Consider the following 19342-nt stretch of genomic DNA (forward strand, 5'->3'; position numbering starts at 1 on the left):
CGATGCTCATTCACTCCACGATCCCCGAGGCGCGCAGCACCGAAGACAGCATCGACCGTGCCCGGTCGCCCGCAGCCGCCAGCCAGGCTCCCGCCGCGGCAGGACCGGGCTTCTGTTCGGTCGCCTCATCTGCGCAGGACCTGATATCGCCAGCCAGGCCGGGCGCCCCTGAGGGCGGGCCTGTTTCGTGGCTCTGCGCCCCATTATGCATGCCGCAGGGAACGAGATAGCCCTGCTCCGGATCGACGGCGTTCAGAAGGAAAAGGTAGGCGAGCGCAGGAGACATGCTGCGCTTGGGGAAATAGGAGGCGAAGAGCGCCGTTGCCGTCGAGCGGTGGGAAAAGATCTGGTAGACGCGCGTCTGCACGAATTGCACCAACGCCGGATCGCTTCTATCGACGAGCAGGGCATAGGGTTCATAGGTCAGATATTCGGCGCCGGTCGGCTGCTCCACCACGCAGGGCGCATTGCGGGCGTTCCAGCTGTCGAGCTTGCCGAGGATAAGCTCCCGGTCGCCCATGAAGATCGGCCGCACTCCGGCATTCGGAGTGCAGAACCACTGGATGAGCTGCCCGTAATCCTCCATGGGGCAGAAATGATATTCACGCCAGGACCTCTTGCCCTTGTCCTCTTCGCTGACCTCCTGCTTCTTGCCGGGAGGTTTGGATGACGGGCATAGGGGATCGGTCACGGCTGATACCAGCTTGTCCAGATTCGCCGTCAGCGCCGCGTCACACAGAGTGACTGGCGGATCGGCCTGCTCGCCCTCCTTCTTCGGGCCGGGCGGGCAGATCTCCTTCAGGGTGTCCAGCAGCTCGCGCGCCATTTGCTGGGATGGCAGGGGGAGAAAGGATGAGGCGATTGCCTTCGGCTGAATCTCAAGGCCCGCGAGGATCCGGGCGCTCTCCAGCGCTTTGTCGAGCGACGCCTCGGCGGAAGCACGCAGCCCAGGATTATCCGGAAGCATCTCGATCTTGCGCTTCACCGCAGCCGCCGCGTCGAGAAAACGGCATCGCTCATAGATCGCCTTTCGCTGGGTCGGCGCAAGCGCCTTGAAAAGGTCGACCTGGCAGCTCTTCAAGGCGACATCGGCGGCGGTCGTCGCCGAGACATAACCGATCGCGACATCGCCGCCGCGCGTCGTCGCATCCCGCGAGGAACGGTCGAGATAGGAGACGCCGGACGCAAAGACGATGGGCGAGTAGATGCTGTTCCAATTGCGCTCGGACCGACCCTCCACGCCGCCTGCATCGCCATTGGCGCTGAGCGATGATCCCGCAAAGCGCATGGTCACCGTATCGCAGAGAACCTCGACGGGTTTCTTGTCCCCGACCGTCTCCCCGTTCACCAGCTTGAAGCGCTCGGCGGCCGTGACCGACACTTCCTCGATCGTATATTCTCCGCCCGAAAATATCTCGTGGCACAGGTCGGCCAGGTAGCCGATATGATGGGGCTTTCCGTGCCCGTCGTCGACGAGATAGGAAAACGGCTCGACATCATCGCGGAAGCCGACACGGACCTCCCTGGCGAAGACAGGCGTGCTGAGCGCAAAACTGGCCGCCATAAGAACGGCGCAGGCGAGTTCCACCCTCCTCCGGTAGATCTGCCGGCGCGTCCGGCTGAAGCCGGGCTGTCCCAGATTCCAGCTCGCCAGGAAGGCCAGAACCGTCAGGATCACACGGCTGAGTGTGTCCGACCGCCGGCTGCATTCGGCGGTCGCAATCGTCGTCATCTTGAAACACGCGTCCGGCCAGCGCGGATCCCAGAACCAGCTGTGGGCGATGGACAGCACCAGCACCGAGGCAGCGCAGAGCAAGGCAAGGCCAAGCACAGGCCTGTCATGAGCCCGCGCATCGGCTGCCGCCAGGCATATCGGCACCATGGGAAGAACGGTGACGGCAAGTGTGGGATAATAGAGAATGAAGGGGCTCGATCCGCCGACCAGCAGGGCATTGAAATAATTCGCATTCTGGGCGACCGCGAAGGCGCGCAGCATCGCAACGCCGGTCAATCCGATTGCCGATGCGGCGAGCGCAAGCGCAAGACAGCCCATTATCTGCGACAGGCGCGAGGAGCTTCTATATTCCCGATCCTGCTGGGCGCCCACCCAATCCTTCGTATCCCACCGGTATTGACGCAGCGAAAATGCCGCCAGAAGCGGTAGCCAGGTGAGCGACGCGATCTTCAGTGTTTCAAGAAGCGCGGTCAGCAGCACGCCGGTCAGATTCGTCGTTTCGACATATTGGCCGACAAGCTCCTGCACGCCCTGCCAGGCGCTGGCGGCAAACAGGATGAAGACCGGAATGAGCGAGAGCAGAAGCCCCGCCTCCGGACCGCTGCCAACGGCATCCGGCCGGTCCGTTTCCAGCAGTAGATCGGCAAGCGCATCGATCGCGTGAGCCTGGCCGGGCTCGGGCGCCTTGTCAGGCCCGCGAAAATCCGGATCGCGCTCGAGGAAGATCGCAAGCAGCGTCACCAGTTCGAAACGAACGTCGGTCGCCTGCTTCATGGTCTGCGACAGGTAATCGTCAAACCGGGTTTCAATGGCATGACGATCAGGATTGGCGGGATCGGCGGCCGTGGGATCCGCGACTTCCTGCAACCTGCTCTGAAAGCCGTTCAGCAACGTATCCGCCCGATCAACGAACTTGTTTTCCGCCTCCCGCACGCGGGCTGAAACTTCCGCGCCCGGCCAACTGCCGCGGGTAGTCTTCGCCCAGGCGATCAACAGTTCCAGTTCTGACAGGAGGCCAAACAGCTCCCTCTTTCGGGAGGTCCGGTTTTCCAGGAGCCGCTTGACGCGCGGATTTGCTTCAATCTGGGCCTTCCAGTTCCTGCGGTGGCGCTGCAGCATCTCGGCAAGCGCGCCCTTGCACTTGTTGCGCCCATGTTCCTCGACCTCGCCGACGGGGTGGGCCGGCGGTTCCTCCAGCGTGGTGATGAGGCTGCGCGTGGTCTGCTCGATCCGCACCGGGATGCCGGCCGCCCGGTAGGCGCGGTTGCGCAGCCACTCCTCGGCAATGCGTACCGGCGGCAGCAGATCCGCCAGCCCCGCGAAGGCGAAGGCAAGGGTCAGCGGCCATTGCGGGCTGTCGAATTTCAGTTCGGCAATATCGACGGAGATGCCGGCAACGGGGATCATCTGCGTTGCCTGGAAGATCAGCTTGCCGAAAAAGGTGAGCGACACATAGAGGATGAGCATCGCGCCGGCATAGATGAAATAGGCCCTGTGCAGCGAATTCTGGCCGCCGAGATCAGTGGGATCGAAATCGCGCAGCGCTTCCGATGTGGCGTTGATGTTCCTCCCCTTGGCCTTGAACCGCGGCCAGGAGAAGAAGACAACGAACAGGCAGCCGAAGGCGAAGGCATACAGGAAAGACGGATCGAACCTGACGCCCATCATGGGAAGCTGCGGCATGTCGCTGAGGCTCAGCCCTTGGTACTTCCACAGCGACCACGGGATATCCGCCGGCCAAGGATTATCCATCCGCCCCTCCAGAAATCGTGGCGTTCGCAGGTTCTCAAGCGGAACCAGTCAGTGCCGGTGGATCCGGATTTCCTTGTTAGCAGCGGCTCACGTCGGGGTCGCACGGGCCCGCCACCGCAGCAGGCGGAACGACTGCCACGGTCGATACGCAGAGGCCTATGGCGATGAGCAGAACGAAGATACGCATGTTACCCTCCCTAACTCACTTTATAGTAGCATATTTGAAATAACGGGGAAAGAGCGCCTGCTGTAAGCGACAGTCGAGCGCAAAGAAAGACGCTGTGAAATAAAGATTTACGACCTTGTTAGCCTGTCTTCTCACTTTGGCAGAATGCTATCTAGCATTGAATTAGCACATTCGTAACTATAGATATCACGCATTTCGGACATGACTGGAGGGCGGGTTCGGCGTCACGCAGAACCCCAGAAAGCGCCGCGACCAGCTCGCATTCTTCTTCCTCCCACCACTAACCCATTGATCCTGAAAAAGAATTTTGAAAAATGCGGCAAAAACGGCCAAAAATGCCGCTAAGTCACTGATCCTGAATAAGTGATCCACTTTCCTCCAAAAATACGCGTAAAGAGATTCAAATTAAGAGAGAGCACCTGACGACGGAAAAAAATACAAAAGTTTTTTCGCTTTCCTGGATCACTTATTCAGGATCAATGACTTAGCCCGCTTTGCAGCCATGCCGACAGCATCGGACCCTCATCGGGCCGCGGCTTCGACGGTCTGCCTGTCTCAGTGATGATGGCTGCGGGAAAAAAGCCGGGGGAAGGAAAAGTGGCGATGGGCTCCGTCGTCGTCGCGGGGGAAGGCATCGCGGATGTGCTGCGTGTAATACCAGCCGGGCGATGGCGCGGTGATCAGGTTCAGGACAACGGCGGGAGGCACGTTGAAATAGCGGCGGCGCCGTTTCAGGCGGTGCTCAACCTCTAGGATCTGCGTCGCGGGATCATAGGTGATCTCCTTGATCAGTCGCGATGCGAGTTCCAGCGTCGCCACCCTCGGGCGGGTGCCGGCATCTCCGCAGATGTCTTGAGACTGCGCCCCGCGCTGGCCGGGCGCGGCAGCAGCACCTGCCGCGTAGTCATGCCGCCCCCCGTGCTCGCCCCCTTGCCCGTGATGGGTTCGGCTCATCTCCGCCCCGCACCTTCGGCTTCCAGCGGGCGGTTCGACGGCTCGATCTGGGATTCGTAGAAATCCAGCTTGTCCTCGGCAATGCGCAGGCCGACAATGTGCCCTTCGATGACATCGACATGGGTGTGCAAGCTGCCGTCGGAAAATTCGACGACGAGCCTCGAAGGCTCTTCGCTATAGCCAATTCTGCTGATTTCCCTGTCTCGGCGCGCCTTTTCAGATGCACCGATAGCATTCTTAAGTTTTTCAAGCATCAGCGAGCTCCTCTATTCTAATAAATCCCTAATCAATTCAATGCTTCACGTAACGAATAGCTTTTCGTTCAAAAGATCAGGTCGTTAAGATTTGGATATGTGTGACGAGCGTATTCCACGGGGAATTTCTTGCTTTGAGGTAGGCAGATCGATCCATTTTCCTCCGGAATGGCGTGGCACGAAAAGCGGCTGAGGCACCAAACGCATACGCTCCGGAAAGGTTCCCGCCCGTCGTTCACAATTCTCCGTTGCCTTTCCGTTCATTGCACCAACCATTATCAGGTTATCTCCTCGGCAAACCGAGGTGTGATGGCATGAGCGAATTGACGGCGCGGCAGCAGCGCTTTGTGGAAGAATATCTCGTCGATCCCATCGGCGCGCAGGCGGCGATAAGGGCGGGTTATTCGGCGCGCGCAGCGGCGGTGACTGCCTATCAGCTGCTGAAGAAGCCTGATATCGCCGCAGCCATCGCAAGAGCGAAGGCGGAGCGCTCCGAACGCACGAGGATCGATGCGGACTGGCTCTTGACGCGGCTTGCCGCCGAAGCCGAGGCCGATCTCGGCGATCTCTATGACGAGAATGGCGATCTCAAGCCGATCCGGGAATGGCCTGCCATCTGGCGGCAGGGGCTGGTGACGGATGTCGAAATCTCCGCGCTCTACGAGGGCACGGGCAAGGAGCGTCGCGAAATCGGCCATGTGAAAAAGGTGAAATTCGCCGAGCGGCTGCGCCGGCTGGAGCTGATCGGCAAGCATATCCGCATCAATGCCTTCAAGGAGATCGTCGAGCATAAGGGCCTGAGCGCGCTTGCCGAGCGGCTGGAGCGGGCGCAAAGGCGCAGCGAAGGGCGACATGAAGGGGGCAATGATGGCGAGGCGCAATAGGCCCATGATGCCTCGAAAGCCCCTGCCCTCCGGCAGCGAAGTCAGCGATCCCAATGACGAGATCATCGACCTTGCCGCCGGCTGCCGCTTCAGCCCGAAGCGCTGGAGCCAGATTGCCTGGGACTGGGGTGTGGGCGAACTCGCAGGTTACGATGGCCCGCGCCCCTGGCAGGACGAGATCAACGATCTGATCGGCGCCCATCTGGCCGACCCCGAAACCCGCTACCAGCCGCTGCAGATATCAGTCGCCTCCGGCCACGGCATCGGCAAATCGGCGGAAATGGGCATGCTCTCGAACTGGGCCATGTCCTGCTTTGCCGATTGCAAGGTGGTCACGACAGCCAATACCGAGGGCCAGCTGCGCACCAAGACGGCGCCCGAGATCGGCAAGTGGTTTCGCCTCTCGATCACCGCCCACTGGTTCGATGTGCAGGCCATGTCGATCAAGTCGCGCGATCCCGATCGCAGCGAAAGCTGGCGGCAGGATTTCATCTCCTGGAGCGAGCACAACACGGAGGCCTTCGCCGGCCTGCACAACAAGGGCCGCATCATCCTTCTGCTCTTCGATGAGGCCTCGAAGATCCATGACAAGGTCTGGGAAGTGGCCGAGGGCGCGCTGACGGATGAGGACACCGTCATCATCTGGATCGTCTTCGGCAACCCGACGAGAAACAGCGGCCGTTTCCGCGAATGTTTCCGCCGCTTCCGCCACCGCTGGGTGGGAAGGCAGATCGACAGCCGCTCGGTGCCGGGCACCAACAAGCAGTTCCTTCAACGTCTCGTGGACGATCACGGCGAGGATAGCGATATCGTCAAGGTGCGCGTGCGCGGCCAGTTTCCGAGCCAGTCCGCCATGCAGTTCATCTCCGCCGACGATGCCGACCGGGCGCGCGGCACCCATCTTCGCTCCGAGCAATATGCTTTCGCGCCTGTCATATTGGGCGTCGACCCGGCCTGGACGGGCGATGACCCGACGGTGATCATGCTGCGCCAGGGGCTTTATTCGAAGCGGCTAGCGACCATTGCCCGCAACGACAATGATATCGAGGTCGCCAATCTCATCGCCCGGCTGGAGGATGAATATGAGGCCGATGCGGTCTTCGTGGACGCCGGTTATGGCACCGGCATCGTCAGCGCCGGCACGGTCATGGGCCGCCCCTGGCAGCTCGTCTGGTTCGGCTCCACCAAGGTCCTGGACCTCGGCTATTACAATATGCGCGCCTATATCTGGGGCCAGATGAAACGCTGGCTGAAGGCCGGCGGAGCGATCGACCCCGCCAATGAGCTGCTCTATCAGGATCTGGTAGGCCCGGAGACCGTGGCGCGGCTGGATGGCAAGATCCAGCTCGAAAGCAAGGAAGACATGAAGGACCGCGGTCTGCCCTCGCCCAACGAAGGCGATGCGCTGGCGCTGACATTCGCGCAACCGGTGGTCAAGAAGATTCGTCACCGGCCGGGGACCGGGGTGAAGGCGGCGGTGGATTATGATGTCTATGGGTAGATCGGCGTGGCGGATTTGCGGGATTCGGCCGCAGATGCGACCGGACATCATGGCCGCCATAGGGCTGATTCAGGAATGTCCGGTTCCGGGAAGTGCGTGGTGAAGCTGCCGTTGCCGTCAGTTGACCGTTGCCGAGCGCGCGGAAGTCGCGCGTATCCGATAGCTAGAGCACCCCAATACAGCGTAGCAGGGCTTGCAGTTCGGCCTCAACAGCTGCCGCCCGCAGGACGGCATCCCGATCAATTCGGCGCGCTAGATTGGCGCGCGTCATGGGCTTTTTGTATTCCGGCCATTCCTTCTCGAGCGCCTTTATCGCCCCCGGCGTATCGGGCGGGCGGTGGGCCGCCTTGCCCTCCAGATGGCGCAGCAGCACCGCCTCAAAACAGGGTCGTTGCCAGAGGATCGTGATTCGGTTGTCGGCCGCGAGCTTGCTCGTTCGCTCGGCGCGCTGCGGATCGCGCTCGGCCTGGTCAAAATCCAAAAACGCGAAGCGTTCCGCAGGTGCACCACGTTTTCTCTCGAGCAGCTTCAGGCGCAGCACTGCCATTTCGATACGCGACAGCGGATCGCCTGCCCCAGGCCCTAATTCGTCAACGTGCAGGTGCACCGGCAAATTGGCATCGCGGATCAAGTCTTGCAGAAAACCGGCATAACCGACTTCTGACGCGCCCTCACAGCCGATATATACCGGACGGCGAAGCTCGATATATGGCGTGCGACGACGATTCATCCGAGATGTGGAACCCCGCCGTATGCACCGCTCAGATATTTGCGGTAGTGGTTCTCGTCGCGGCGCACCTTCACGTCCATAAGGCTGTAAAGATGGCTGCGGCCCTGCCGATCCTTTTCGCAGATCACGATTTCCTCTTTGTTGAGGTCATCAAGCAGCGAAGCCGAATGGCAGGAAAGCCAGAGTTGCGCTTCGAATTTGTTGCGCCCCGAAGCCGCATAGAACCATCGTACTAGCTCGGGCAGCATGTTCGGGTGAATGGCCGCGTCCATTTCGTCGATCACGGCGATACCACCCGTGTCCAGCGCGCTTACGATGAACGGGAACATTTTGATAAAGGCCCGCGTGCCGTGGCTTTCCATCAGCCAAGGCATTTCGACCTCAAGCCCCGCATGCTTGAACAGCAGCAGCGGCCCGTTGTCCGTATTCTGAAAGCGCATCCCTTCCACACCCACGTCGATGCGACTTAGCTCATCCCTCAATCGCGAGACGACGTCGGGCTGGTTCTTCAGATAGTCGATCACGTCGCGATCGGCGAAGGAGTGCACAGGCTCAATTTGGAAGACGGCTTTGCGCGCTGTATCCACGAGAACCTGCGCGGTCGGGTGCTGAAATTTCGCGAACGACGACAGCACCGTGTGATTGCCGGCGAGCGTCTTCACGAGGTGCTGGAAGCCCGAGAGGCTGAAGGTCTTTGAGTCCTTCACCTTGCCCTCGGCATCGCGTTCATAGACTCGCTGCCATTTCCCTAGGCCGTTCGGCCTCTGGCGCAGCGCCTCGGACGCAATCCGTACGGCGAGCCCGTCCTTGAGTTCGATTTCCAGTTCGTAGCGGTAAGTGCCTTGCTCGACCTTTTCGCCGTTTGTGGCGCGCTGATAGACTTCCGGCGTCAGGTTCATGATACCGCCCAGCTCGATCGCGAACCGGATCGGCCGATTGGCGGATTCCACATCGTTGAAACGCTCAATACCAGCGAAGCCTGGCGCAGTGCGCACTACGCTGTCGCGGATCATCGTCACAACGAATTCGAGCGCGCGCAACACCGTCGTTTTGCCCGAGGCGTTCGCGCCATAGAGCGCGACGACCTTCGGCGCGCGCACGTCCGCGCCCTCGAAGATGGGAGCATAACGGCCTTCAGGATCAGGCACTTTTCCGTCCACCGTCAGGTCGAGCACCTGCGGATCGCGGATGGAGAAGAAGTTTTCGATCTCAAGCTTGTAGAGCATAGAATACCTCGCTTGCGGGTCAAATTAGCATTTTCAACGAAATTCTGTCAATAATCCGATTATATGCTGATTAACTGCTTTCCTCAGCGACAGCCCCAAGGAGCCGGAGCCCAGTCGAAACACTCGATCAGCGGCGCGATCGATCCCGCCAATGAGGCGCTCTATCAGGATCTGGTAGGCCCGGAGACCGTGGCGCGGCTGGACGGCAAGATCCAGCTCGAAAGCAAGGAAGACATCAAGGACCGCGGCCTGCCCTCGCCCAATGAGGGTGATGCGCTGGCGCTGACCTTCACGCAGCCAGTGGTCAAGAAGCTGCGTCACCGGGCGGGGACCGGGTGAAGGCGGCGGTGGACTATGATGTCTATGGGTAGCGGCGTGGCGGATTTGCGGGATTCGGCCGCAGATGCGACCGGGCATCATGGCCGCTTCGGACCGAAAGCTGCTGTAGGCGGGATCAGACCGCTCCGTCGGCTGCTTGCAATGCAGACCCTGAATTCGGAAGATTGCTGCCCACAGGCGTCGCATCACGGAGGACACAATGCAGCCTCACCTACCTGTACGGATTGGAGTGCTTCTACCTGTGCCCGGCAATGATCAATTCCTGGCATCGTTGCGGGATGGTCTGCGGGACGTTGGCTGGTTCGACGAGGGTGCCTTTTCCCTCGAAGTCCGTCAGGCAGATGGGACGGTCGCGGCGTTCCGGCGTCTCGGCAGCGAGCTAGCCGCGCTTCCAATCGATGTGGTGGTCACCGCTTCGACGGCCGCGGCAACCGCCCTTGCGCAGGTGATGACGACCACACCGATCGTCTTTGTCGGCACCTTCGATCCGGTCGCGGCGGGCCTCGTCGCCAGCTTGGACCACCCAGGCCGGAATCTGACAGGAATTGCTGGATTTCAGGCCGATATCGCGGCCAAATGGGTGTCCCACCTCAAGGAGATCGCCCCAGGCATCAATCGTCTGGCGATCTTCTCCAATCCGGCCTCGGTCTCGCCTGCCGCGCTTGCCGGGTGGAAGGCCGTCGCGTCTCAGAGCGCGGAAATCGGCGAGGTCCACGTCGATACCGTGAACGATATCGAACGTGCCGCTGCCGACGTTGCAGGAGATACCCGCGCCGGCATGATTGTGGTGCCCCACACGTTTCCCTTTGCGAACCGCAAAGCGGTGGTGGAAGCGATGGCGAAGCACCGGGTGCCAGCCATATACGGCATCGCCGAAATGGTCAGGAGCGGCGGGCTGGTCAGCTACGGGCAGGATCTCGGTACCCAATGGCGCATGTCCGCCGTGTACATCGACAAAATCGTGCGGGGAGCAAGGCCCGACGATCTGCCCGTTCAGTACGCGGCACAGTACGCCCTGGCGATCAATAAGGGGGCTGCGACTGCACTAGGACTCGTCGTTCCAAAAGCCATGATCGAGCGAGCTGATGAAGTTGTCGAATAGGGAAGCGAAAACGCTGAAGGACAGCTTTAGGCTCGCGAGCGGTCCTCCACCAAGCTAAATTGAGCGTTCGAGTTGGGCCGATCTCGGCCATCGCTCAAAAACGCCATAAGCGTTCACCCCGCGCCCTGACATCAAGTGAGACAGGTCTCGGACTTCGCGCCGTTCGTACCTTGCCGCCCACAAGGCGGCGGTGGATTACGATCCGTATGGGTAGATGGGCGCTACCGGGCCGAGAGGATTAACCAGTGGTCGCAGCAGGCTAATCACAATGCACGGTTCCAATTTTATCCACAGGTTTATTCGCAAGCTCCAGGCGAAAAAAATCCCGCAGAAACTGGGATTTTCTGGCGCGAACCGCCGAGTTAATCCAACTGGTCGAATTGCTGCGCGTCATGCGCGGGCGTCTAATCGCATTGTCACGGTGAAGGGCGCAGATGAGACAAGCACCGGGGCTGGGGCTCGTCTTGGTGCTGGGTGGCGAGCCCCAATGTCTTCACCAGCCATCTGACGAAACTGCGTCAGAACAGACTGCCTCGGGGGACGCTTAAGGATGAACTCCATCTTCAGAAGGTCCGCCAATGCCGCCCCTGCTCGATGCCGACGACCCAAACAGCCTTGATATTGTATGCGATGTCATCCTGGTAGACTGGTACAACGCAGGTGTAGACACCTTCGATATCAGAGACTTCAGGGAAGAAATGGAGTCGCATTACAAGGAGATGGGCAGACCCGTCCCTGCAGAGATTGCGGATCCCCAAAAGCTCGTGCCAACCCTCCGGCTGCTGCAGGCGCGCATGCACATTGTCAAGCCGACGCGGATTACCGGTATCGAGTGGCAATTCGTGAGAAATGGCAACGGGGATTGAAGGCGCCAGGGCCACGCGCTGGCGGGTGCCCAAAGGACGGTCTGCCTCTTTGACGATCGCATCAGGCTGCCCGAAAATCGCCCGAAAATCGATTGCGATTTCCGGGCCGATGCTCGAGGCACCGCGGGCCGTCTCTAAAGCGCGTCGCGATCTTTCAGATTCGCTTGTCGCACTTTAGATTGTTGTTTTCGCGTGTCGTTATCGCAAAACCGCTGCACACTTTTGCGCGACACGCTTTAGGCCTCGGACTTCAGCTTGCCGCCGACCGCCCAGGAATCCTTGCCGATCTCCGTTATCAGGATTTCCAGCGATTCAGGCGGGCACGCCAGGGTTTCGACGGCGGCCCTGGTGGCTTCGCGCACGAAGGCGCGTTTCTGATCGTCGGTGCGGCCGGGATGCATCTGCAGGTGAAGAATGGGCATGTTTTTTCCTTGGTCACGTTGGCAATGTCCCGTCGCCTTGGCTCGGGCATGACGACTATGTTGTAAATGCCGCGGTTGATAAATAAGCTGCAGGTATCGTCATTCGAAACCTACAGGTAGGTAATCACGGACAAGCTGGCTGGCATGGCAACGTTCGTCAGGGTTATCGAAGCCGGCAGTTTTGCGGCAGCGGCAGAGATCGCGCGCGTGTCGCCCGCCATGGTTGCCAAGCAAATCAAGACGATCGAGGCCCGGCTCGGGGCGAAGCTCATCCATCGCACCACGCGGCGCCATCAGCTGACGGAGATTGGCCAGCTCTATTACGAGCGCTGCAAGCGCGCGCTGGCCGAAGTGGCGCTAGCCGAGGCTTCGGCAAGCGAGCTCCAATCGGCGCCCCGCGGCCGGCTTCGGCTGGTTGCGCCGGTGAGCTTCGGGACGCAGAACCTTGTGCCGGCGCTGATCGACTATCAGAACGCCTATCCCGACGTCAGCATCGAGCTATCGCTCGACAACAACGTCCATGACCTCGTCGGCGAGGGTTTCGAGCTCGGCATCCACATCGGCCCGCTATCTGACAGCAGCCTGGTCGCCCGCCCGCTGACCCCCTATCGGCGGATTCTCGCAGCCTCGCCTGATTATCTCGCCCGCCATGGCCGGCCGGCCTCGCCGGAGGATCTCGCGAACCATCTCTGCCTTGGCCACTCCTATTGGCGCATGCAGGATCGCTGGCACCTGATCGGGCCGGGAGATGAAATGCGCGATGTACTGATTTCCGGAAAATTCTCGACCAACCAGGGTGCGGCGCTGCGCATGGCAGCGCTCAGCGGCGCGGGAATCGCGCTTCAGCCGGAATTGCTGCTGGCCGCTGACATCGCCGAAGGGCGGCTCGAGCCGGTGCTTCCGGAATGGTCCTACCGGCCTGTCCCGATGTACCTCGTCTACGCGCCGAACCGGCGGCCGACGGCGATGTTGCGGACTATGATAGATTTCCTGGTGGAACGGTTTGGCTAATGAGCGTCGGTTTTGGCCGGCATCGAAGATATCCGAAAAACCAATTCCTGAAGCGCGTTGCTCGGAACAGGTGATGCGACGTGCTTCAAGACTGCTTTGAGCCCAAAACGCTCATGGGTGGCGCCTGCCCTTCTCACGTTGCGACAGCGCCCTTCCCTGGCGACCCTGCCTAACTCGGCGCGGCGTCATGCCCGGCGGCTCTTTGAACCAGGCGGGCAACCACTTCAGTACGGTTCTGCGCCTGCAGCTTGCGCATGATGTGCTGCAGATGCATCTTCACCGTATGCCCCGACAGATTGAGCTTTCCCGCAATCACCTTGTTTGAGCAGCCGCTTTGCAGCTCTGCCAGCACATCCGCTTCCCGCGGAGTGAATTCGGCAATCGCCAGGTACTGCATCCTGTCGTCCAGCCTTCTTTCGGCCTCGGTTCTGACCGGGATATGCTCGTTCGAGCCGTTTGTAACAGCTCCCATGAGCTGCGGGAAAAATGTTCCCCCTGCCAGAACAAGACGAAGACCGGCAAGGGCAATGTCAATGGGCAGTGAAGTCGTGAAAAAGCCGCGAATACCCATCGTGAGCGCCTGACGGGCTATGAAGGCGTCGTCAGTCCCTGAGAGCAACGTGATAGGAGCCTCAGGAAAACGTGCAGCAATGGCCGCAAGGTCATCACGCAGGTTAGTGCTCTCGATACTTCTGCCGGCCAAATCCAATGCAATCAAACGCACCTCAGCTCCAAGAGCTCGGTCGAGGCTCTCGGTCGAGATCAAATCGATAAAGTTCCAACCGGCGAGTTCATGCTCAAGAAGCTTCACCACGGTGGTGCGTGCCAGTGTAGAATGCTCGATTATGATCACAGTTGGTGCAGTGCGCCCCATTCGGCGCTTAGTCTTGGCACTGTCGGACACTTGCGTGCTCCCCAGAAGATTTGCAACCCAACAGCTATTCACAATATTCCTGTTCTCGCTTCATGTCATGATAAAAAATGAGTGTATTACGGGCATCAATAGTCTGATCTCTCATGATAATTCTTATAGTCTATAAGAATCCGGTGAGAGACAACTGTATCCGCAGAGCACTTTTGAAAGCTTATCTATGAGGCGCTGTTGAAGCGACTTGTCGCTGCAGACTTACCAGTCTTCGTCGAATTCACCTACGGCAAGCGCCTCAACAAAGCTTTCAAAGGCACTGAAAAGGCAGGCGATCTGCTACAGATCCTTTCTGGAGAGAGCCGTTTGATAGAACGCGCTGCCGATCGGCTCGGCTTTGTTCCCATAACTCAGTTCAAATCAGTCGCCGACCTCTCCAGCGAAACGACCAGCGCGAAAAGCAACAAAAGCCCGAGATTGCCGGTAACCCTTTATGATTACTGAATAACTGGGGGCCATTGACGCATTAACATCAGCTGGCATCTCAATCCAAACCGAACTTAGCCGAAATAGACATGAATAAATGCTTCGCTGCCGGTTTTGGCGTTGTCGGACCGGTCCGGTTTCAATCGTCTCTCGGATAGCAGGCCAAAAGGAGACGACGATGACCGACAGGATCACCCCCACCATTACCGTCTTTGAACGGTCGCCTGATCGCGGCCAGGGACTGGCGCGTGACATGCCCGTTCGCTGGGCGCTCGAAGAAGTGGAACAGCCTTACGAGGTTCGCCTTGTTTCGTTCAAAGCGATGAAGGAGCCGGCGCACCGGGCGCGTCAGCCCTTCGGGCAGATCCCGGCCTATGAGGAAGGCGATCTCGCTCTCTTCGAGTCCGGGGCGATCGTGTTCCATATCGCAGAGCGCCATAGAGGCCTGCTGCCACACGATGCGAATTCCCGCGCCCGCGCGATCACCTGGATGTTCGCTGCGCTCAGCACGGTGGAGCCGCCGATCATCAACCGCGGCCTCGACGAGCCCTGGTACGAGCAGCGCCGGCCTCTCGTCGAGGAAGGTATCCGTGATCGACTGCGCGACCTTTCCGTCCGGCTTAGCGATGCCGACTGGCTCGACGGTGTCTTCACCGCCGGCGACCTGATGATGGTGTCGGTGCTGCGCAGGTTGAAACGATCGGGCATTCTGGAGGAATATCCGAATCTCTCCGCCTACGTCGCCCGCGGCGAAGCGCGGCACGCCTTCGAGCGTGCTTTCGATGCTCAGTTGGCGGTTTTCACCGCCGCATCGACCGGCTGCCCATGACTGGCTGCCCATCGACTGGCTGATTGAGATCCGTCGGAGGCTCGCAGTCGTCTTGCGAGATTTTGTTCAGTTGATCGGTCGTGATCCTAGCTATGCATGAAGCCCAGAATGTCGTCGACGAGAGCCGAATGGGCGTCTGTGAGGTTGCCCTCTCCGCTGTGCCCCCCGATACCGGCCATCTGGAGCGCATGCTGGTCATAGAGAACATGATCGACCTGCTGGGCGTCCGCCGTCCCACCGGCGGGAACGGCAATGTTGATGGGATGGAAATAGGCGAAATTGACGTCGACCATGCTGCCGGTTGACGATCCGACCCCGCCACCGCCGCCCGCATGGTTGCCGGTGAAAATCGTGTCCGACGACAGGTTGAAGCCGCCGCCGTTGCCGCCGATGCCGGCGATCTGCACAGCGCCCTGATCGAAAATGACATTGTTTGTCTGATGCGCCTCAGCCGAGCCGCCTGCGGCGCCGATCGCGATGTTGATCGGTGAGAATATGGCAATACTCACGTCGACGATGCTGCCGGCGAAATATCCATTGCCGCCATGGCCCGCATAAAAGTCGCCGTTCAATGTAAGCGACGTCCCCTGGCTCAACGCGTCATGGCCCGCAGCATTAAGGTCTCCGCCCGAGCCGCCCATGCCGCCGATCTGGGTTGCGCCCTGCAGGAACAGTGCGTTGTTCGTTTGCAGGGCGTGAGCCTCCGCGCCAGGGCCTACCGCCACGGCCGTATTGACGGGGACAAACACCGCGGTTTCGGTGCTGACGAGCCCACCGTAGAAGAGACCATTGCCGCCGCTGCCGGCATGACTGGCGCCCTCGCCGCTGCCGATGGCAACATTGCCGCTTCCACCGTTCCCGCCTATCCCGGCCATTTCGGTGGGATGCTGATTGATGAACGCATCATTGCCCTGGACGGCGTCGGCAGCCGAATGCGGTCCTGCAATAGCGGCATTGGACGGCATGAAGACGGCCAATGCATTGCTGCTGATCACGCCGTCGCTTATTCCATCACCGCCGCTGCCGGCTGAGCTATAGCCTGGACCGGAAGCGACATCCAAGGGAAGCCAGGTCGGCACCAATGCCAGATGCCCCGCGGCCACGTTGGAAGCGAGGTGTTGATCGGAGCCTGACTTGGGCAGGTCTTCCGATGAGGGACGAGTTTCCGTCATTACCGTCTCCATTCCGCGGACAACCGCACGGCAACCGGGCGTGCAGCGGATGTAGGCTGAATTGTTCAGGCCCTGAATTGTTCAGGCATTGTGCATCTGAACGGACGAAAAGCGGAGCCTGCAATTCGTCTACATCCCCTTGGCTAGTTCTCTAGCCATTTGGCTGTCATGGCCGCAGCGCCCGTTATGCGCGTTTGCGAGCACTAAATCCGCCTTCGGGGTGGAGGCCCTGCATCCTTTACCCCCCCGTTCTCGCGGCGTGTCATGAGAGTCTTTCAGCCCTCCTCCGCCAGGCGCAGCCTGATCAGAACCCAGCAATAGAGCCGGTTCGCTTGGGCGGCCGAGCTTCGAAAAGCGGCGGCGCTTCGGTGAGGTCGCACATATGTTCATGACAATGCCATCCGGCGCCAAATCATCAAAAACAAGCTCAAAACAACGCTCCGCCACTTTCAAGTATACATCCAAAAGAACGTCACCGAATATCTAGATGGTTCAAATATTAAATCGCAGGCAATATTCGGCCGCGGTTGTATTGGCTGGCGGTGGCATCCTGAATAATCACACCGTAGGGGGAAACACCGTAGAATAAACCCGGTAGAAACGAAGTAGAAGGAGCGACATCAATGCCTATTCCTCAAATGTCTGACACGATCTATCTCCACAACCCGGATGCAGGTGACGCGAATGCCGGCAACGGCGGCGATGGCATCAATCATGGCAACATCGACTACAACCCGGTTGCCTATGTAGATCCCGTGCAAACGGTCTACGGGGCAGATACCCATCTGCACAACGGCGATCACGTTTGGCAGGGGGCAGATTGGGACGCCGGCGGCGGTGGACCCGGTGGCTTCAGCCAGGCCCAGAACGGCTTCCTGGCATCGCTCACCAGCGGCGCCGGTGGCGCAGGGGGAGCGGCTACCTCCAACGGCAGTCAAGGAAACACGAGCGGCGGCGACACGGCTACGGTGAATGCGGCTACGACCGCAACACAGTATACGCAACTTGTGGCTGACCAGCATGCCACCATCCTCGCAGGCGTCGGCGGCAACGGCGGCAACGGGAACAACGCTCTGGGCGGCGACATCTCGTCAGCAGTGGTTCACACAAATCCCGAAACGACGACGGTGAACAATGCTCTCGATCATTTCATAAACGCCTTCGGCCATATCGACGTAAGCCATCTTGGCTCCTGAACTCAAGGCTCTGAGGGTCGCCGGCTTCGGCTGGCGACCCTCCTGTATTGCTGAACCAGCAAACGCCCTCTTCGTGTCAGTATCAAATGCAGCGAGATCTGATAATGGCAACGATTTCCGTAAAACCATCGCACCCGCAGACCCACCTCGTTGTTGCGCTCCGAGCTTGCGCCGGCGCCTTCGGGTTAGTCTTCCTCTATAGCTGCGGCTACAATCTCTTTCTTCTGGCGCCTTCCATCTATCTCCTGCAGATCTATGACAGGGTCCTGTCGAGCCGAAGTGCCGACACGCTCCTGATGCTGACCTTGATCATCGCCATCGCCGTGCTGGTCGGGTCCATGCTGGATATCGTGCGCAGGGCAGCTCTTTCGCGCATCGGCAGCTGGCTGGACCACAGGCTGCGGCCCATGGTGCTCACGGCATCATTCGAATATGCCACTCTTGCCAATGCGGGAGCCGCCACGGAGTGCTACAGGGACCTGGCCGCATTGCGCCAGTTTCTCGATTCACCGGCCAGCTCTCTGTTTTTTGACGTTCCCTGGGCGCCGGTATTCCTGCTCCTGCTCTTTCTCGTTCATCCGCTGCTCGGGGCCATCGGTCTTCTGAGCGCAGTTGCACTTCTGCTGTTTGCGGTCATGACGGAGCTGGCGACGAAAGAGCCGCTTACCCAGGCCAATTTTGCCCTTTCGAGCAGCTATCTGCGATTTGCGATCGCCCTCAAGAACATCGAGGTGATCAGGGCGATGGGCATGCAGGATGGCGCAGCGCAGATCGTCTATCGCGATGCGGAAATGGCAAGAAAGGCGCAGGACGTCGCGATGCATCGCACGGAGATCATTATTGGTTTCTCCAAATCGATCCGCACGCTCGCGCAAATCCTGATGATGGGATCGGCCACATGGCTGGTGCTCGTAAACAGCGGCAGTCCCGGCATCATCTTCGTTGCGAGCCTGCTGCTCGGGCGCGGGCTTGCACCAATCGAGGGCGCAATAGGCGCATGGCGCTCCTTCACGTTTGCGCGCAATGCCTTCAATCGCCTGAATAGAATGCTGATAACAGTTGCATCGGAACAAGACGGCCGAGTAGTGCCGATACCGGAACCCAATGGCCTCATTCTCGATAATGTCAGCTATGTCAGGCCATTCGCCGATCGGCCGATATTGACTGATATCACCTTGCGCCTCGCGCCAGGCGATTGCGTAGCGCTGATCGGTCCGTCGGGATCGGGAAAATCGACACTCGGTCGCGTCATAGCCGGCGTTGTGCAGGCAACGAGCGGATGTGTTCTCCTTGGCGGCGTCGATATCTCGGCGCTCCGCCTTTGCGGGGGAACCCGCCATGTCGGATACCTGCCGCAGGACATCGAACTCTTCGGCGGAGCGATCAAGGATGTGATCGGCCGGCTGGACGGAGGAGATCCCGGCAAGGCGATCGACGCCGCGAAGCTGGTGGGATTGCACGAAGCGATCATGCGGCTGCCCCGGGGCTATGAGACCGATATCGGCGAAGGGGGAAACCTGCTCCTTCGGGCTCAGCGCCAACAGCTGGGACTGGCGCGCGCAGCCTATGGAAATCCATCTCTCATCGTCCTCGACGATCCGAATTCGAGCCTGGATTATGACGGCGAACGCATGTTGTTCACGGCAATCGAGCGCATGAAATCCAGGGGGATGACCGTCGTCATCATAACGCACCGAATGGGGATCCTGCCGGTCACCAACAAGATTGCCATCATGCGTAACGGGACGGTGACTGCCTTCGGCGACAGTGACCGGATTTACGACACCTATCTTCAGCCACCGTCTCGAACAGGAACATAGGGAGGGACGCC

Annotated in this window: 18 protein-coding genes; 10 read left to right on the plus strand and 8 right to left on the minus strand. The window is 59.9% G+C overall.

Translation table 11 applies throughout. The annotated features are described in order from the left end of the window. Positions 1-10: 10 nt before the first annotated feature. From AB8B33_RS11780 to AB8B33_RS11790, 3 genes are all read right to left on the minus strand, one after another. Complete coding sequence (locus tag AB8B33_RS11780; protein WP_439015500.1) at positions 11-3487, minus strand: hypothetical protein; 3477 nt, start codon at positions 3485-3487, stop codon at positions 11-13. 742 nt (positions 3488-4229) lie between these two features. Further along, positions 4230-4628: a KTSC domain-containing protein gene (locus AB8B33_RS11785; protein ID WP_439015501.1), complete on the minus strand. Its 399-nt coding sequence runs from the start codon at positions 4626-4628 to the stop codon at positions 4230-4232. Continuing rightward, entirely contained in the window at positions 4625-4882 is a 258-nt protein-coding gene (locus AB8B33_RS11790; protein ID WP_113324987.1) for a KTSC domain-containing protein, read from the minus strand. Before AB8B33_RS11790 ends, AB8B33_RS11785 begins: the two co-directional genes overlap by 4 nt. Before the next feature lie 314 nt (positions 4883-5196). On the opposite strand from AB8B33_RS11790, the gene AB8B33_RS11795 reads away from it, so the two are divergent. Together AB8B33_RS11795 and AB8B33_RS11800 are read left to right on the plus strand one after the other, a co-directional pair. Continuing rightward, a complete protein-coding gene (locus AB8B33_RS11795) occupies positions 5197-5766 on the plus strand; it encodes a terminase small subunit (protein ID WP_439015502.1) in 570 nt (189 codons plus the stop codon). Positions 5767-5770: 4 nt separating this feature from the next. Further along, positions 5771-7267: a terminase gene (locus AB8B33_RS11800; RefSeq protein ID WP_439015503.1), complete on the plus strand. Its 1497-nt coding sequence runs from the start codon at positions 5771-5773 to the stop codon at positions 7265-7267. A 163-nt stretch (positions 7268-7430) separates the two neighbouring features. Here the strand turns inward: AB8B33_RS11800 and AB8B33_RS11805 are convergent, their stop codons facing one another. Next, entirely contained in the window at positions 7431-7997 is a 567-nt protein-coding gene (locus tag AB8B33_RS11805) for a hypothetical protein (RefSeq protein WP_439015504.1), read from the minus strand. Beyond that, positions 7994-9223, minus strand: a complete 1230-nt coding sequence (locus AB8B33_RS11810; RefSeq protein WP_439015505.1) for an AAA family ATPase — start codon at positions 9221-9223, stop codon at positions 7994-7996. The genes AB8B33_RS11805 and AB8B33_RS11810 overlap by 4 nt, the downstream gene beginning before the upstream one ends. Before the next feature lie 63 nt (positions 9224-9286). On the opposite strand from AB8B33_RS11810, the gene AB8B33_RS11815 reads away from it, so the two are divergent. The 3 genes from AB8B33_RS11815 to AB8B33_RS11825 all read left to right on the plus strand — a co-directional run bounded on the left by AB8B33_RS11815 (position 9287) and on the right by AB8B33_RS11825 (position 11530). Further along, positions 9287-9562 carry a hypothetical protein gene (locus AB8B33_RS11815; protein WP_439015506.1) on the plus strand — a complete coding sequence of 92 codons (276 nt, stop codon included), beginning with the start codon at positions 9287-9289 and terminating at the stop codon, positions 9560-9562. A 199-nt stretch (positions 9563-9761) separates the two neighbouring features. After that, on the plus strand, positions 9762-10664 hold the full coding sequence (locus tag AB8B33_RS11820) for an ABC transporter substrate-binding protein (RefSeq protein WP_439015507.1): 903 nt from the start codon (positions 9762-9764) through the stop codon (positions 10662-10664). A gap of 578 nt (positions 10665-11242) precedes the next feature. Then, complete coding sequence (locus tag AB8B33_RS11825; RefSeq protein WP_113324981.1) at positions 11243-11530, plus strand: hypothetical protein; 288 nt, start codon at positions 11243-11245, stop codon at positions 11528-11530. A 236-nt stretch (positions 11531-11766) separates the two neighbouring features. Here the strand turns inward: AB8B33_RS11825 and AB8B33_RS11830 are convergent, their stop codons facing one another. After that, positions 11767-12045, minus strand: coding sequence for a 4-oxalocrotonate tautomerase (locus tag AB8B33_RS11830; RefSeq protein ID WP_310386685.1), 279 nt, complete (start codon positions 12043-12045; stop codon positions 11767-11769). Positions 12046-12096: 51 nt separating this feature from the next. Here AB8B33_RS11830 and AB8B33_RS11835 point away from each other — a divergent pair, with 51 nt between their 5' ends. After that, entirely contained in the window at positions 12097-12963 is an 867-nt protein-coding gene (locus tag AB8B33_RS11835; RefSeq protein ID WP_439015508.1) for a LysR family transcriptional regulator, read from the plus strand. Positions 12964-13132: 169 nt separating this feature from the next. Here AB8B33_RS11835 and AB8B33_RS11840 read toward each other — a convergent pair whose 3' ends face one another. Next, positions 13133-13837 (minus strand): response regulator transcription factor, encoded by a 705-nt coding sequence (locus AB8B33_RS11840; protein ID WP_439017240.1) that lies wholly within the window; start codon positions 13835-13837, stop codon positions 13133-13135. Between the two features lie 228 nt (positions 13838-14065). On the opposite strand from AB8B33_RS11840, the gene AB8B33_RS11845 reads away from it, so the two are divergent. Then, a complete protein-coding gene (locus AB8B33_RS11845) occupies positions 14066-14332 on the plus strand; it encodes a hypothetical protein (RefSeq protein WP_439015509.1) in 267 nt (88 codons plus the stop codon). Positions 14333-14504: 172 nt separating this feature from the next. Then, positions 14505-15143, plus strand: coding sequence for a glutathione S-transferase family protein (locus tag AB8B33_RS11850; RefSeq protein WP_439017241.1), 639 nt, complete (start codon positions 14505-14507; stop codon positions 15141-15143). Between the two features lie 86 nt (positions 15144-15229). On the opposite strand, the gene AB8B33_RS11855 is transcribed toward AB8B33_RS11850, so the two are convergent. After that, entirely contained in the window at positions 15230-16315 is a 1086-nt protein-coding gene (locus tag AB8B33_RS11855) for a hypothetical protein (protein ID WP_439015510.1), read from the minus strand. A gap of 623 nt (positions 16316-16938) precedes the next feature. Here AB8B33_RS11855 and AB8B33_RS11860 point away from each other — a divergent pair. Together AB8B33_RS11860 and AB8B33_RS11865 are read left to right on the plus strand one after the other, a co-directional pair. Continuing rightward, positions 16939-17511 carry a PE-PGRS family protein gene (locus AB8B33_RS11860; RefSeq protein ID WP_439015511.1) on the plus strand — a complete coding sequence of 191 codons (573 nt, stop codon included), beginning with the start codon at positions 16939-16941 and terminating at the stop codon, positions 17509-17511. 104 nt (positions 17512-17615) lie between these two features. After that, positions 17616-19331: a type I secretion system permease/ATPase gene (locus AB8B33_RS11865; RefSeq protein ID WP_439015512.1), complete on the plus strand. Its 1716-nt coding sequence runs from the start codon at positions 17616-17618 to the stop codon at positions 19329-19331. The last annotated feature ends 11 nt before the right edge of the window (positions 19332-19342 follow it).

Source organism: Rhizobium sp. 768_B6_N1_8, assembly GCF_051811225.1.
Lineage (GTDB): Bacteria > Pseudomonadota > Alphaproteobacteria > Rhizobiales > Rhizobiaceae > Rhizobium.

Coding starts and splice junctions, on each gene's coding strand:
- AB8B33_RS11780 (WP_439015500.1), bottom strand. CDS start 3,487: ATGGATAATCCTTGGCCGGCGGATATCCCGTGGTCGCTGTGGAAGTAC.
- AB8B33_RS11785 (WP_439015501.1), bottom strand. CDS start 4,628: ATGAGCCGAACCCATCACGGGCAAGGGGGCGAGCACGGGGGGCGGCAT.
- AB8B33_RS11790 (WP_113324987.1), bottom strand. CDS start 4,882: ATGCTTGAAAAACTTAAGAATGCTATCGGTGCATCTGAAAAGGCGCGC.
- AB8B33_RS11795 (WP_439015502.1), top strand. CDS start 5,197: ATGAGCGAATTGACGGCGCGGCAGCAGCGCTTTGTGGAAGAATATCTC.
- AB8B33_RS11800 (WP_439015503.1), top strand. CDS start 5,771: ATGATGCCTCGAAAGCCCCTGCCCTCCGGCAGCGAAGTCAGCGATCCC.
- AB8B33_RS11805 (WP_439015504.1), bottom strand. CDS start 7,997: ATGAATCGTCGTCGCACGCCATATATCGAGCTTCGCCGTCCGGTATAT.
- AB8B33_RS11810 (WP_439015505.1), bottom strand. CDS start 9,223: ATGCTCTACAAGCTTGAGATCGAAAACTTCTTCTCCATCCGCGATCCG.
- AB8B33_RS11815 (WP_439015506.1), top strand. CDS start 9,287: ATGCTGATTAACTGCTTTCCTCAGCGACAGCCCCAAGGAGCCGGAGCC.
- AB8B33_RS11820 (WP_439015507.1), top strand. CDS start 9,762: ATGCAGCCTCACCTACCTGTACGGATTGGAGTGCTTCTACCTGTGCCC.
- AB8B33_RS11825 (WP_113324981.1), top strand. CDS start 11,243: ATGCCGCCCCTGCTCGATGCCGACGACCCAAACAGCCTTGATATTGTA.
- AB8B33_RS11835 (WP_439015508.1), top strand. CDS start 12,097: ATGGCAACGTTCGTCAGGGTTATCGAAGCCGGCAGTTTTGCGGCAGCG.
- AB8B33_RS11840 (WP_439017240.1), bottom strand. CDS start 13,837: ATGGGGCGCACTGCACCAACTGTGATCATAATCGAGCATTCTACACTG.
- AB8B33_RS11855 (WP_439015510.1), bottom strand. CDS start 16,315: ATGACGGAAACTCGTCCCTCATCGGAAGACCTGCCCAAGTCAGGCTCC.
- AB8B33_RS11860 (WP_439015511.1), top strand. CDS start 16,939: ATGCCTATTCCTCAAATGTCTGACACGATCTATCTCCACAACCCGGAT.
- AB8B33_RS11865 (WP_439015512.1), top strand. CDS start 17,616: ATGGCAACGATTTCCGTAAAACCATCGCACCCGCAGACCCACCTCGTT.